At 69.2% G+C, this 13,482-nt stretch carries 11 protein-coding genes; 7 read left to right on the forward strand and 4 right to left on the reverse strand.

From position 1 onward, the window contains the following. Together CBM2586_RS13310 and CBM2586_RS13315 are read left to right on the forward strand one after the other, a co-directional pair. A complete protein-coding gene (locus tag CBM2586_RS13310) occupies window positions 1-699 on the forward strand; it encodes an ABC transporter permease (RefSeq protein ID WP_115661250.1) in 699 nt (232 codons plus the stop codon). Then, complete coding sequence (locus CBM2586_RS13315; RefSeq protein ID WP_115661249.1) at window positions 696-1,394, forward strand: ATP-binding cassette domain-containing protein; 699 nt, start codon at window positions 696-698, stop codon at window positions 1,392-1,394. The genes CBM2586_RS13310 and CBM2586_RS13315 overlap by 4 nt, the downstream gene beginning before the upstream one ends. A gap of 8 nt (window positions 1,395-1,402) precedes the next feature. Here the strand turns inward: CBM2586_RS13315 and pabB are convergent, their stop codons facing one another. From pabB to CBM2586_RS13335, 4 genes are all read right to left on the reverse strand, one after another. Then, entirely contained in the window at window positions 1,403-3,331 is a 1,929-nt protein-coding gene (pabB, locus tag CBM2586_RS13320) for an aminodeoxychorismate synthase component I (protein ID WP_115687970.1), read from the reverse strand. Window positions 3,332-3,551: 220 nt separating this feature from the next. Then, a complete protein-coding gene (gene dnaJ / locus CBM2586_RS13325; RefSeq protein WP_018007947.1) occupies window positions 3,552-4,685 on the reverse strand; it encodes a molecular chaperone DnaJ in 1,134 nt (377 codons plus the stop codon). A 171-nt stretch (window positions 4,686-4,856) separates the two neighbouring features. Next, window positions 4,857-6,806 carry a molecular chaperone DnaK gene (gene dnaK / locus CBM2586_RS13330; RefSeq protein ID WP_115661247.1) on the reverse strand — a complete coding sequence of 650 codons (1,950 nt, stop codon included), beginning with the start codon at window positions 6,804-6,806 and terminating at the stop codon, window positions 4,857-4,859. 196 nt (window positions 6,807-7,002) lie between these two features. Beyond that, a complete protein-coding gene (locus CBM2586_RS13335) occupies window positions 7,003-7,563 on the reverse strand; it encodes a cob(I)yrinic acid a,c-diamide adenosyltransferase (RefSeq protein WP_115687972.1) in 561 nt (186 codons plus the stop codon). 291 nt (window positions 7,564-7,854) lie between these two features. Between CBM2586_RS13335 and CBM2586_RS13340 the strand changes: the two genes are divergently transcribed. The 5 genes from CBM2586_RS13340 (at window position 7,855) to CBM2586_RS13360 (ending at window position 13,480) form a co-directional block, all read left to right on the forward strand. Next, window positions 7,855-9,285, forward strand: a complete 1,431-nt coding sequence (locus tag CBM2586_RS13340; RefSeq protein ID WP_115687974.1) for an FAD-binding oxidoreductase — start codon at window positions 7,855-7,857, stop codon at window positions 9,283-9,285. A gap of 24 nt (window positions 9,286-9,309) precedes the next feature. Beyond that, window positions 9,310-10,200, forward strand: coding sequence for a LysR substrate-binding domain-containing protein (locus CBM2586_RS13345; protein ID WP_115661244.1), 891 nt, complete (start codon window positions 9,310-9,312; stop codon window positions 10,198-10,200). A 12-nt stretch (window positions 10,201-10,212) separates the two neighbouring features. After that, on the forward strand, window positions 10,213-10,752 hold the full coding sequence (locus CBM2586_RS13350; protein WP_115661243.1) for a GNAT family N-acetyltransferase: 540 nt from the start codon (window positions 10,213-10,215) through the stop codon (window positions 10,750-10,752). Between the two features lie 259 nt (window positions 10,753-11,011). Beyond that, window positions 11,012-12,535 (forward strand): FAD-linked oxidase C-terminal domain-containing protein, encoded by a 1,524-nt coding sequence (locus CBM2586_RS13355; protein WP_115661242.1) that lies wholly within the window; start codon window positions 11,012-11,014, stop codon window positions 12,533-12,535. A gap of 21 nt (window positions 12,536-12,556) precedes the next feature. Continuing rightward, the gene (locus CBM2586_RS13360) at window positions 12,557-13,480 is read left to right on the forward strand and encodes an ion transporter (RefSeq protein WP_115687976.1); all 924 of its coding nucleotides are present in this window, start codon (window positions 12,557-12,559) and stop codon (window positions 13,478-13,480) included. The last annotated feature ends 2 nt before the right edge of the window (window positions 13,481-13,482 follow it).

The raw sequence follows: 13,482 nt of genomic DNA on the forward strand, positions 1-13,482 counted from the left end.
GTGGAGATCGGCAGCGCCACCGCCGAAGCCTTCCGCCTGCTGGCGAGCGGCGACGGCGGCCTGTGGTTCATCGTCTGGACCTCGCTGGCGGTGGCGGTGCTGGGGCTGGCCATCGCCACCGTGCCGGCCATCGCAGCGGCCTGGCTGATCGCCACGCGCCAGTTCCCGGGCCGGCGCGCGGTGGTGGTGGTGGCGCAGGCCTTTCTGTCGTTCCCGACCGTGCTGGTCGGGCTGATCCTCTATCTGCTGCTGACGCGCCAGGGTCCGCTGGGCAGCCTGCACTTGCTTTTTACCCCTGCCGGCATGGTGCTGGGGCAGGCCGTGATCGGCTTCCCGGTGGTGCTGGCCTTTGCGCTGTCGACGCTGCAAGGCGCCGACGTGCGCCTGCGCGAGACCGCCTGGGTGCTGGGCGCCGGCCGCTGGCGCACCTTTTTGACGGTGCTGCGCGAACTGCGCTTCGGGCTGATGGCGGCGGTGGTCGCCGGCTTTGGCCGGGTCATTGCGGAAGTCGGCTCGGCGCTGATGATCGGCGGCAATATCGAAGGCTCGACCCGCACCATCACCACCGCCATCGCGCTGGAAACCAGCAAGGGCGAATTCGCGCAGGGCATTGCGCTGGGCCTGGTGCTGGTGGCGCTGGCGCTGCTGGTCAATATCGGCATGGCCTGGCTGCAGGGTGCCGGAGGGTTTCGCCAATGACAGCGACCGCTGCCGCCGCCCATGGCCCGCTGCTGACCGTGCGCGGGCTGGCGCGCAGCATCGGCCTGCGCAAGCTGTTTGCCATCGACACGCTGGTGATCCCGCGCGCCACCGCGATCGTGATGACCGGCATGAACGGCGCCGGCAAGACCACGCTGCTGCGCATGCTGGCCGGACTGGAGCCGGCGCCGGGCGCGGTCGCGCAATGGACCGATGCGCAAGGACATGCGCACAGCGCGGCGCTGACGCCGCTGCCGCCCGCGCTGCGCCGGCGCATTGCCTACCTGCACCAGCATCCCTACCTGTTCCGCACCTCGGTGCGCGAGAACATCGCCTACGGCCTGCGCGCGCGCGGCCTGCCGCACCATGAGATCGACCTGCGCGTGGGCCAGGCGCTGGGCTGGGCCGGGGTCTCGCACCTGCAGGACACCGCGCCCCAATACCTGTCCGGCGGCGAGATCCAGCGCGTCGCGCTGGCGCGCGCCAAGGTGCTGGAGCCAGAGTTGCTGCTGCTCGACGAACCGACTTCCAGCCTCGACGGCCACGCGCGCGAGCAGGTGATCGCGCTGGTCGGCGACCTCGCCGCCGAGGGCCGCACCGTGGTGATGATCTGCCACGACCGCGAACTGATCAACCTGCCCGGCGTGGTGCGCTGGAAACTGGGCGACGGCGTGCTCGACACCCACCACCCCTAGCCACCGGCTCAGGCCGTCAACGTCGCCGGCATCACGCCGCGCAAGGCGTTGACCAGCATCATGGCCTCGGCGCGCGCCAGCATCGCGCGAGTGATCACCGCTTCTTTGACCGGCTCGCCCGGCGCGCCCAGCGCCGCGCCGCCCGTCTCCAGCACCACCGCCCGCATCACCCCAGGCAGGATGTCGGCCGCCAGCGGCGGCGTCAGCCAGCGGCCGTCGATGCGCACCAACACGGAGCTGCGCCCGCCCTCGAGCAGTTCGCCGCGCGTGTTGAAGAACAGCCGGTCGAAGCCGCCGGCGCGCTCGGCGGCCTGCCAGCCGGCATCGAAGACCGCGCGCGCACTGGTCTTGTGGCGACGCAGCGGGTCGGCCGGCGGCAGCGGGTCCGGCGCGATGTCGACCCCGACCGGTCCCGCGGGCAACGGCGCCAGCGCGCCGCTGGCAAAGGCCAGCGTGCCGGACTTGTCCACGCTGAGGCGCAGGCGCCAGGTGCCCGCTCCCAGTCGCGCCGCCTGCGCGGCCACGGCGTCGCGCGCGGCCTCGGCGTCGAAGGCAAAGCCGAACGCCTGCGCCGACGCCCCGATGCGCGCCAGGTGCCGCGCCAGGTGCGCGCAGGCGCCGTCTTGCACGCGCAGCGTCTCGAACAGCGTGAAGCCGGGATCGTGCCGGGTCAGGAAGCGCGCCTTCCAGCCGCATTCGGCGAATTCCTCCGCCGCCACGCTGTCATGCACGATGCCGCCGCCCACCCCCATTTCGCCGGCGCGCAGCGCGCTGGCCGCGGGCGGCGCCAGCACCAGCGTGCGGATCGCCACCGACAGCGCGAACGCACCGGCCACGGCGGCGCCGGACGGCGCCTCGATCCAGCCGATCGCGCCGGTGTACAGCCCGCGCGGCGCGCGCTCCAGCCCGGCAATGATCTGCATGGTGCGGCGCTTGGGCGCGCCGGTGATCGAGCCGCACGGAAACAGCGCCGCCATCAGCGCGCCGAAGCTGGTGCCTGGCCGCGCCGTCGCCGTCACGGTCGAGGTCATCTGCAGCACCGCGCCGAACGGGTGCACCGCGAAGCGCTCCGGCACCGCCACGCTGCCCGGCTGCGCGATGCGGCCGAGGTCGTTGCGCAGCAGGTCGACGATCATCACGTTCTCGGCCCGGTTCTTGGCGTCGGCGGCCAGCGCGGCGGCGGCCTGCGCATCGCGCGCGGCATCGCCGGCGCGCGGCGCGGTGCCCTTCATCGGCCGCGTCAGCAGATGGCCATGGCCGTCGTGGCGCACGAACAGCTCCGGCGACAGCGACAGCACCATGGCGCCATCCGGCAGCCGCGCCAGCGCGCCATACGGCACCGGCTGCGAGGCTCGCAGCGCCGCGTACAGCGCCACGGGGTCGCCGAAGGCATCGCAGCGCAGGCGCTGGGTGTAGTTGACCTGATAGGTGTCGCCCGCTTCGATCCACTGGTGGATGCGCGCAATGGCGTCGTCGAAGGCGGTGCGGGAGGTATCGGAAGCGATATGCATCAGGCCCGCCGGCCGCGGCTCCGCCTGGGACTGCAGCCACGCCGCCACCGCCGCGGCATCGAGCCGTTGCAGGTCACGGAACCACAGCAGCCGCAGCGCGCCGTCGTGGAACGGCATGGCGTTGCCCGTGTGCACCGGGGCATCGACCAGCGCGCCGCCGAATTCGTATGGGGCGAACAGCGTGGCATGCCAGCCCTGGCGCCAGCCCTCGGCCAGCATCGCGTCGAGTTGGGCGATGTCGCTGCCGGGCGGCAGGAGATCTTCGTGGAGGAAGCCGGTGTAGAGGCGGGATGCGGGTTGCCCGGCGGGTGCGGTGGCATCGTCGAGCAGGACGAAGGCGTCAACGCCGCCCGATTGCGTGCTCCCCTCCCCCGCGTGCGGGAGAGGGGCTGGGGGTGAGGGGGGGCGCTGGATGCTTGCTACCACGGGAAATCGTCAGGGAAAACGGGATTGCCGACAAACCGGCAGGGCGCAGTCATGCATTATCGCGCGGTGCAAGCCGGGTGGCGATGGACACGCCGGCCCTCTCCCCCGGCCCCTCTCCCGCAGGCGGGAGAGGGGAGCAAACCCGCGATGATGCCCGGCGCCGCGCCAAAAACAAAACCGGCCACGTTTGCACGTGGCCGGTTCCATACCGCAAGCCGAATCAGCTGAAGAAGCTTTTCACCTTGTCCAGCCAGGAAGTTTCCTGCGGGCTGTGGCGCGAGCCGCCCTCGTGCACCGAGCGGTCGAACTGGCGCAGCATTTCCTTCTGTGCCTCGGTCAGCTTGACCGGCGTCTCCACGTTCACATGCACGTAGAGGTCGCCCGGGTAGCCCGAGCGCACGCCCTTGATGCCCTTGCCGCGCAGGCGGAAGGTCTTGCCGGACTGGGTCGCCTCGGGCACCGGGAAGGTGGCCTTGCCGCTCAGCGTCGGCACTTCCAGGTCGCCGCCCAGCGCCGCGGTTGCGAACGAGATGGGCATCTGGCAGTGCAGGTCGTCGCCATCGCGCTCGAACACCGCGTGCGGCTTGATGTGGACTTCCACGTACAGGTCGCCCGGGGGCCCGCCGTTGATGCCCGGCTCGCCGTTGCCGGACGAGCGGATGCGCATGCCTTCGTCGATGCCGGCCGGGATCTTCACTTCCAGCGTCTTCTGAGATTTCAGCTTGCCCTGGCCGTGGCACTTGGTGCAGGGTTTGGGAATGAACTTGCCGCTGCCGTGGCACTTGGGGCAGGTCTGCTGCATGGTGAAGAAGCCCTGCGACACGCGCACCTGGCCGGCGCCGTGGCAGGTCGGGCAGGTTTCCACGCTCGAGCCCGGCTCGGCGCCGTTGCCGTGGCAGTGGTCGCAGTCGTCCCAGTGCGGGACGCGGATCTGGGCCTCGTGGCCGTGGGCGGCCTGCTCGAGCGAGATCTCCATGCTGTAGCGCAGGTCAGCGCCGCGGTAGGCCTGCGGGCCGCCGCCGCCCCGACGACCGCCGCCCTGGCCGAAGATGTCGCCGAAGATATCGCCGAAGGCTTCGGCGAAGCCGCCGTAGCCCTGCGCGCCGCCGAAGCCGCCCGCCATGTTGGGGTCCACGCCGGCATGGCCGTACTGGTCATACGCAGCCTTTTTCTCCGGGTCGGAAAGCATCTCGTAGGCCTCCTTGGCCTCCTTGAATTTTTCCTCGGATTCCTTGCTGTCCGGATTGCGGTCCGGGTGGTATTTCATCGCGAGCTTGCGATAAGCCTTCTTGACTTCGTCTTCGCTCGCGTTCTTGCCTACCCCGAGCACTTCGTAATAGTCACGTTTTGCCATGGTGGCTCATTACCTCATTGGCCGGCGGGTGCAAGCGGCACGCGCCGGCGAATAGCAAAAAAGCCGAGCGCGGCATCCGACGGCGGTTTCCCGCGGGTCTGATGGCCGTCGCCCGGCGTCGGGGCGGGAGCGGCGCCGGCCAGTGCCTGCACCGCCGCCCGCGTATCCCGATTACTTCTTGTCGTTGACTTCCTTGAATTCGGCGTCCACAACGTTGTCGTCCTGCGGCTGGGCCTGCTGCTGGCCGCCGCCGGCAGCACCCGCGGCACCGGCCGCGGCGCCTTCGCCGGCCTTGGCCTGCATGTCGGCGTAGACCTTCTCGCCCAGCTTCTGGCTGACTTCGGACAGCGCGTTGACCTTGGCATCGATCTCGGTCTTGTCGCCGCCGCGCGCGGCGTCTTCCAGTTCCTTGATCGCGGCCTCGATCTTTTCCTTCTCGCCCGCGTCCAGCTTGTCGCCGTACTCGGTCAGCGCCTTCTTGGTCGAGTGGATCAGCGCGTCGGCCTGGTTGCGGGCATCAGCCAGCTCGCGGGCCTTCTTGTCTTCCTCGGCGTTGGCCTCGGCGTCCTTGACCATGCGCTGGATCTCGTCTTCCGACAGGCCCGAGTTGGCCTTGATGGTGATCCGGTTTTCCTTGCCGCTGGCCTTGTCCTTGGCGCCCACGTGCAGGATGCCGTTGGCGTCGATGTCGAACGAGACCTCGATCTGCGGCGTGCCGCGCGGTGCCGGCGGAATGCCCTCGAGGTTGAACTCGCCCAGCAGCTTGTTGCCGGTAGCCATCTCGCGCTCGCCCTGGTACACCTTGATGGTCACGGCCGGCTGGTTGTCGTCGGCGGTCGAGAACACCTGCGCATGCTTGGTCGGGATGGTGGTGTTCTTGGTGATCATCTTGGTCATCACGCCGCCCAGGGTCTCGATGCCCAGCGACAGCGGCGTCACGTCCAGCAGCAGCACGTCCTTGCGGTCGCCCGACAGCACCGAACCCTGGATCGCGGCACCGACGGCCACGGCTTCATCCGGGTTCACGTCCTTGCGCGCTTCCTTGCCGAAGAACTCCTTGACCTGCTCCTGCACCTTGGGCATGCGGGTCATGCCGCCGACCAGGATCACGTCGTCGATGTCGCTGACCTTGACGCCCGCATCCTTGATCGCGATGCGGCACGGCTCGATGGTGCGGGTGATCAGCTCCTCGACCAGCGATTCCAGCTTGGCACGGGTGATCTTCAGATTCAGGTGCTTCGGACCGGAGGCATCGGCCGTGATGTACGGCAGGTTGATCTCGGTCTGCTGCGAGCTCGACAGCTCGATCTTGGCCTTTTCGGCGGCTTCCTTCAGGCGCTGCAACGCGAGCACGTCCTTGGACAGGTCGACGCCCTGGTCCTTCTTGAACTCGGCGATGATGTAGTCGATGATGCGCTGGTCGAAGTCTTCGCCGCCCAGGAAGGTATCACCGTTGGTCGACAGCACTTCGAACTGCTTCTCGCCGTCGACGTCCGCGATCTCGATGATCGAGATGTCGAAGGTGCCGCCGCCGAGGTCATACACCGCGATCTTGCGGTCGCCCTTCTCGTTCTTGTCCATGCCGAAGGCCAGCGCGGCCGCGGTCGGCTCGTTGATGATGCGCTTGACGTCCAGCCCGGCGATGCGGCCGGCGTCCTTGGTCGCCTGGCGCTGCGAGTCGTTGAAGTACGCCGGCACGGTGATCACGGCTTCGGTCACCGGCTCGCCGAGGTAGTCCTCGGCGGTCTTCTTCATCTTGCGCAGCACTTCGGCCGAGACCTGCGGCGGCGCCAGCTTCTGGTCGCGCACCGACACCCATGCGTCGCCGTTGTCGGCCTTGACGATGGAATACGGCATCAGGCCGATGTCCTTCTGGACTTCCTTCTCTTCGAATTTGCGGCCGATCAGGCGCTTCACCGCGTACAGGGTGTTGCGCGGGTTGGTGACGGCCTGGCGCTTGGCCGGCGCGCCGACCAGGATCTCGCCGTCTTCCATGTAGGCGATGATCGACGGGGTGGTGCGGGCACCCTCCGAATTCTCGATGACCTTGGGCGTGTTGCCTTCCAGGATCGCGACGCAGCTGTTGGTGGTACCGAGGTCGATACCGATGATCTTACCCATTATTCTCTCCTCTTGAGCCATCGCTATCCGCGCGGCTGCAATTCAACCTGAGGCCGAAATGTGGCCGTCCGGGGGCTTTTCAAGGGCAGAACCGGCAAATCCGAGTAATTTTCTCGGTTTCTGCCCCCGGTCAACGGCAGCGGCTGCCCCGACTTGAGCCGGCAGCGCTGGCAGGCTGCATTATGTGGCCCGTGAATTACTTCTTGCCGGCATCGCGATCGCGCTGCCACAACACGTCCGAACCGCCGCTCGCGCGGTTCAGCACCCGCGCCAGCACGAACATCAGGTCCGAGAGCCGGTTCAGGTACTGGCGCGGCGCCTCGTTCAGCGCCTCGGCCGCGCCCAGCGCCACCAGCGCGCGCTCGGCGCGCCGGCACACGGTGCGGCACACATGGGCCTGCGCCGCGGCGCGGCTGCCGCCGGGCAGGATGAACTCGGCCAGGCGCGGCAGATTGGCGTTGTAGTCGGCCAGCCAGGTGTCGAGCTGCGCCACCTGCTCGGGCTTGAGCAGCGTGTAGCCCGGGATCGAAAGCTCGCCGCCCAGGTCGAACAGGTCGTGCTGGATATGCAGCAGCGCGGCGCGCACGTCGGCGGGCAGCGCTTCGGTCAGCAGCACGCCGACGTGGCAGTTCAGTTCATCGACATCGCCGATCGCGGCGATGCGCAGGCTGTCCTTGCCGGTGCGGCTGCCGTCGCCCAGGCCGGTGGTGCCGGCGTCGCCGGTACGGGTGGCGATCTTCGACAGTCGATTGCCCATGCCGGTCTCCTTGTCAGCGGTGTGTGGTTGGGAAATGGCGCATTATCGCGCCAGAGCCGGTGACTTAGCCATGCGCGGCCTGGCCACCGGCCGGCCATGCGCTTGTGCGGCTATCGGCCGCGCGCGCGCTGCGTGAAGGTGCACCAGCCGCCGCGCGGCGTAGAATGCCGTTATTCGTCCATTCGATAACCGGGTCGCGCCCCCAGCCCGCCGCCGGCAGCCCACCACCGGCAGGCCATCGCCGGCACCCTCGCCGGCTCTGCCGCAGCACCGACCCGCCGGAGACCCTCCATGAACCATCCCACGCCGTCCGCCTCCCTCGCCCGCCGTCCGCTGCCGCCGGCCCTGGCCGACGCCCTCGCGGCGCGCTTCGGCGAGCGCTTCACCACCTCCGCCGGCGTGCGCGAGCACCACGGCCGCGACGAATCGCCGTTCCCGCCGGCGCTGCCGGATGCCGTAGTCTTCGCCCACAGCACCGAGGAAGTGGCCGAGGTAGCGCGCCTCTGCAACCAGCATGGCGTGCCGCTGATTGCGTATGGCGCGGGCTCGTCGCTGGAAGGCCATTTGCTTGCGGTGGCCGGCGGCATCAGCCTGGACCTGTCGCAGATGAACCGGGTGCTGGCGGTGCAGCCCGAGGACCTGACCGTGACCGTGCAGCCCGGCGTCACGCGCAAGCAGCTGAACCAGGAGATCAAGGACACCGGCCTGTTCTTCCCGATCGACCCGGGCGCGGACGCGTCGCTGGGCGGCATGTGCGCCACGCGCGCGTCGGGGACCAACGCGGTGCGCTACGGCACCATGCGCGAGAATGTGCTGGCGCTGACGGTGGTGACCGCCGACGGCCGCGTGATCCGCACCGGCACGCAGGCGCGCAAGTCGTCGGCGGGCTATGACCTGACCCGGCTCTTCATCGGCAGCGAAGGCACGCTCGGCATCATCACCGAGGTCACGGTGCGGCTGTACCCGCAGCCCGAGGCGATCTCCGCCGCGGTGTGCGCCTTCCCCAGCATGGGCAGCGCGGTACAGGCCGTGATCCAGACCATCCAGCTGGGCGTGCCGGTGGCGCGCGTGGAATTCGTCGATGCGCTGGCGATCCGCGCCATCAACCGCCACGACAGCCTGACCCTGCCCGAGACCCCGCACCTGTTCTTCGAGTTCCACGGCACCGAGGCCGGCGTGCGCGAGCAGGCCGAGACCGTGCAGCAGATCACCGCCGAGCACGGCGGCCAGGGCTTCGAATGGGCCACGCGCCCGGAAGACCGCAGCCGGCTGTGGAACGCGCGCCATACCGCGTACTTTGCGATGCTGCAGCTCAAGCCGGGCTGCAAGTCGGTCACCACCGACGTGTGCGTGCCGATCTCGCGCCTGGCCGACTGCGTCACCGAGACCGAGAAGGACCTGAACGCCTCGGCGCTGCCCTGCCCCATCGTCGGCCATGTCGGCGACGGCAACTTCCACGTGGCGATCCTGGTCGACCCCGACAAGCCCGAGGAAATGACCGAGGCCGAGGCCATCAACCAGCGCATCGTGGAACGCGCGCTGGCGATGGGCGGCACCTGCACCGGCGAGCACGGCGTGGGCCTGCACAAGCAGCGCTTCCTGGTGGCGGAACACGGCGAAGACGCGCTGGACCTGATGCGCGCGATCAAGGATGCGCTCGACCCCAACCACATCCTCAACCCCGGCAAGATCTTCAGCGCCGCGCGCGCCGGCACGCACTAAGGCGCCCGACAGGCAACCGCAGGGATGGCCTCCATGTTCAACCGCGTGCCGCCGCTGCATCTGCTGATCGCGTTCGAGGCAGCCGCGCGCCTGGGCAGCTTCGCGCGCGCGGCCGAGGAGCTGTCGGTGACGCCCAGCGCGGTCTCGCACCGCATCAAGAACCTCGAGGAGCTGTGGGGCGAAGACCTGTTCGTGCGCGCCAACGCCGCGCTGCGGCTGACCGCGGCCGGCACGCGCTACCTGCGCAACGTGCAGGACGCGCTCAAGTCGCTCAACGAGCTGGCCCGGCCGGAGTACAACAAGATGCGCACGCGGCTGCGCGTGGCGATCCCGCCGACCTTCGGGCGCCAGCACCTGGTGCCGCGGCTGCCGGAGTTCGGCGCGCTCTATCCGCATATCGACCTCGAGCTGCACCTGGCGATCCCGTTCCTCGACGTCAAGGCCGAGGACACCGATGTCGAGATCCGCTACGGCACCGGCCGCTACCCGGACCTGAAGACGACCAAGCTGCTGGTGGAGCCGGTGTTCCCGGCTTGCGGACGCGAATACTACGAGCGCGTCAACGGCCGCGCCATCACCAAACCCGAGCACCTGCACGGGCTGGTGCTGCTGCGCAGCCCGCTCGAGCCGTGGAAGCCGTGGTTCGAGACCGCCGGGCTGGACTGGCCCGAGCCCCAGACCGGCCCGCAGTTCAACGACATCGGGCTGATGCTGGAAGCGATCGCCTCCAACCAGGGCGTGGCGCTGGTGCGCCAGCGCATGGCGCGGCACTGGCTGTCGCTGGGGCAGATGGTGCGGCTGCTCGATGTGGAATCGGTATCGCCGCACGGCTACTACATCGTCGAGCGCGAACAGGCCCCGCTCAAGCCCGAGGCGCGCTATTTCGTCGACTGGCTGCTGAGCCTGGACTGGTAGGAGACTGCGCCCATGGAAATCCGCCTGCTGAACCCCGACGATGCCGCAGCCTTCCACGCGCTGCGGCTGCAGGGACTTGCCGAAGCCCCGGAAGCCTTTGCTGCCAGCCTCGAAGAAGAACAGGACCTGCCACCTGAGGCGGTGGCGCAACGCCTTGCGCCGAGCGCGGACAAGGCCATGTTCGGCGCCTTCGAGGCCGGTCCCGCCGGCATCGCGCTGGCCGGCATGGTCGGCGTGATGCGCGAGCCCCGGCGCAAGCACTGGCACAAGGCCTCGATCTTCGGCATGTACGTGGCGCCGGCCTGGCGCGCGCGCAAGCTCGGCCGCGCGCTGATGCTGCGCGCGCTGCAGCAGGCCGCCGCCATGCCGGGCGTGCGCCAGGTCACGCTGTGCGTCAATGCCGGCAGCGCGGGCGCGGTGCGCTTGTACGAATCGCTCGGATTCGAGCGCTTCGGGCTGGAACCCGATGCGTTGTACGTCGCGCCGCACTTCCACGACAAGCTCGACATGGTGCTGCGGCTGCCTGACGCCCCGGCGCAGCCGGACCGCTGAAGGCGGCGCGGCCGGATCCCTGAAACCGGCCCCGCCTTTCCGCTGACCGGCCGCCGGTGCTACGCTGAAACCGGCGCCCGTGCCCGCGGGGCATCATGAGCATTTTTGATCGGCCTGCCATGCGGAATTCACGTCCGGCGTGGTGCCCGCGCCAGGTGCCCTGCGCTATAGTCACCCGTCCCCACGCGGCAGGCCTGCACCGCCGCGACTGGCAGGCCGCGCACCGGCCGCCGTCCCGGAGACCCCACAGGAGTCGTTCATGAATGCCCCGCACGAAGCCCAAACCCTCGCCACCGGCGACGCCCCGGCCTCGGCCACCGCGGCCGACGGCCGCCGCGACGCGCTGCTGGCAGGCCTGGCGCAGATCCTGCCCGACGCCGCGGTGTTGTGGAAGCCGGAAGACACCGTGCCCTATGAGTGCGACGGCCTGGCCGCGTACCGCCAGGTGCCGATGGCGGTGGCACTGCCCGACACGGAGGAGCAGGTCTGCGCCATCCTGCGGCTGTGCCACCAGCTGGGCGTGCCGGTGGTGCCGCGCGGCGCCGGCACCAGCCTGTCGGGCGGCGCCATGCCGATCGCCGAGGGCCTGGTGCTGTCGCTGGCCAAGTTCAAGCGCATCCTGTCGGTCGATCCGTATGCGCGCACCGCGGTGGTCCAGCCGGGCGTGCGCAACCTGGCCATCTCGGACGCCGCCGCGCCGCACAACCTGTACTACGCGCCCGACCCCTCCTCGCAGATCGCCTGCACCATCGGCGGCAATGTCAGCGAGAACTCCGGCGGCGTGCACTGCCTGAAGTACGGCCTGACCGTGCACAACGTGCTGCGCGTGCGCGCGGTGACGATGTCGGGCGAAGTGGTGGTGTTCGGCTCCGAGGCTCCTGACGCGCCCGGGCTGGACCTGCTGGCCGTGCTGATCGGCTCCGAGGGCATGCTGGCGGTGGTCACCGAGGTCACCGTGCGCCTGATTCCCAAGCCGCAGCTGGCGCAGGTGATCATGGCCTGCTTCGACGATGTCGAGAAAGGCGGCAACGCGGTCGCCGACGTGATTGCCGCTGGCATCATCCCGGCCGGGCTGGAGATGATGGACAAGCCCGCCACCGCCGCGGTCGAGCAGTTCGTGCATGCGGGCTATGACCTCGATGCGGCCGCGATCCTGCTGTGCGAGTCGGACGGCACGCCCGAGGAAGTCGCCGAGGAGATCGAGCGCATGAGCGCGGTGCTGACGGCATCGGGCTGCACCCGCATCGTGGTCTCGCAGAACGAGGCCGAGCGCCTGCGCTTCTGGAGCGGCCGCAAGAATGCCTTCCCGGCCGCGGGCCGGATCTCGCCGGACTATTACTGCATGGACGGCACCATTCCGCGCAAGCACATCGGTACGCTGCTCAAGCGCATCGAGGCCATGGAAGTGAAGTACGGGCTGCGCTGCATCAACGTGTTCCATGCCGGGGACGGCAACATGCACCCGCTAGTGCTGTTCGACGGCGGCGACCAGGACGAGTGGCACCGCGCCGAGCTGTTCGGCGCCGACATCCTCGAAACCTGCGTCGAGCTGGGCGGCACCGTCACCGGCGAGCACGGCGTCGGCGTGGAGAAGCTCAACTCCATGTGCGTGCAGTTCTCGACCGCGGAGCGCGATGCCTTCTTCGGCGTCAAGGCCGCCTTCGACCCGGCGCGGCTGCTGAACCCGGACAAGGCCATCCCCACGCTGGCGCGCTGCGCCGAGTACGGCAAGATGCACGTGAAGAAGGGCCTGCTGCCGCATCCCGAGCTGCCGCGCTTCTAAGCCACACCCCTGAGCCAAGCCATGCGAGAAAATCCCCGCCGGCGCCAGCACCAGGAAGCCGTGGTGCGCCAGCGCCTGGGCCAGCCCGAGGCCGGCTGGCGCCAGCGCTGGTACACCATCATCTTCGAGGCCGACACCCGCGAAGGGCGCATCTTCGATGTCGCGCTGCTGCTCGCCATCGTCGCCAGCGTGATGATCGTGATGCTCGACAGCCTGCCGGGGCTCAACCAGCGCCTGGGCCGAGCCTTCACGGCGCTGGAATGGATGTGCACGCTGCTGTTCACGGCCGAGTACGCCATGCGACTGCTGGTGGTGCGGCGGCCGTGGCGCTACGCGCTGAGCTTCTACGGCGTCATCGACTTCATCTCGATCATGCCGACCTGGCTGGCGTTCTTCGTGCCGGAGCTGCATTTCCTGATCGACGTGCGCCTGCTGCGGCTGCTGCGCGTGTTCCGGATCCTGAAGCTGACGGTGTATTTCGAGGAAGCCGAGATCCTGTACCGCGCGCTGGTCAACAGCCGGCGCAAGATCTTCGTGTTCCTGGCCGCGGTGTTCATCATCACCGTGATCCTGGGCACCGTGATGTACGTGGTCGAGGGCCCGGAGCACGGCTTCCACAGCATCCCGGTCAGCATGTACTGGGCGGTGGTGACGCTGACTACCACCGGCTTCGGCGACATGGTGCCGAAGACGCCGCTGGGGCAGTTCATCACCTCGCTGACGATTCTGCTGGGCTACGGCATCATCGCCTTTCCCACCGGCATCGTCGGCGCCGAGCTGGCCGCCAGCATCATGAAGCGGCCGCTGACCACGCGCACCTGTACCCATTGCCTGACCGAGGGGCACGAGCCCGACGCGCAGTATTGCAAGCACTGCGGCAGTCCGCTGCCGGTGTATCAGAACGACCGGCCTGAAGTCCCGGGCGGCCGCGACGGCTCGACCTGACC

The organism is Cupriavidus taiwanensis (genome assembly GCF_900250115.1).
GTDB lineage: Bacteria > Pseudomonadota > Gammaproteobacteria > Burkholderiales > Burkholderiaceae > Cupriavidus > Cupriavidus taiwanensis_B.

Coding starts and splice junctions, on each gene's coding strand:
- CBM2586_RS13315 (WP_115661249.1), top strand. CDS start 696: ATGACAGCGACCGCTGCCGCCGCCCATGGCCCGCTGCTGACCGTGCGC.
- dnaJ (WP_018007947.1), bottom strand. CDS start 4,685: ATGGCAAAACGTGACTATTACGAAGTGCTCGGGGTAGGCAAGAACGCG.
- dnaK (WP_115661247.1), bottom strand. CDS start 6,806: ATGGGTAAGATCATCGGTATCGACCTCGGTACCACCAACAGCTGCGTC.
- CBM2586_RS13335 (WP_115687972.1), bottom strand. CDS start 7,563: ATGGGCAATCGACTGTCGAAGATCGCCACCCGTACCGGCGACGCCGGC.
- CBM2586_RS13340 (WP_115687974.1), top strand. CDS start 7,855: ATGAACCATCCCACGCCGTCCGCCTCCCTCGCCCGCCGTCCGCTGCCG.
- CBM2586_RS13345 (WP_115661244.1), top strand. CDS start 9,310: ATGGCCTCCATGTTCAACCGCGTGCCGCCGCTGCATCTGCTGATCGCG.
- CBM2586_RS13350 (WP_115661243.1), top strand. CDS start 10,213: ATGGAAATCCGCCTGCTGAACCCCGACGATGCCGCAGCCTTCCACGCG.
- CBM2586_RS13355 (WP_115661242.1), top strand. CDS start 11,012: ATGAATGCCCCGCACGAAGCCCAAACCCTCGCCACCGGCGACGCCCCG.
- CBM2586_RS13360 (WP_115687976.1), top strand. CDS start 12,557: ATGCGAGAAAATCCCCGCCGGCGCCAGCACCAGGAAGCCGTGGTGCGC.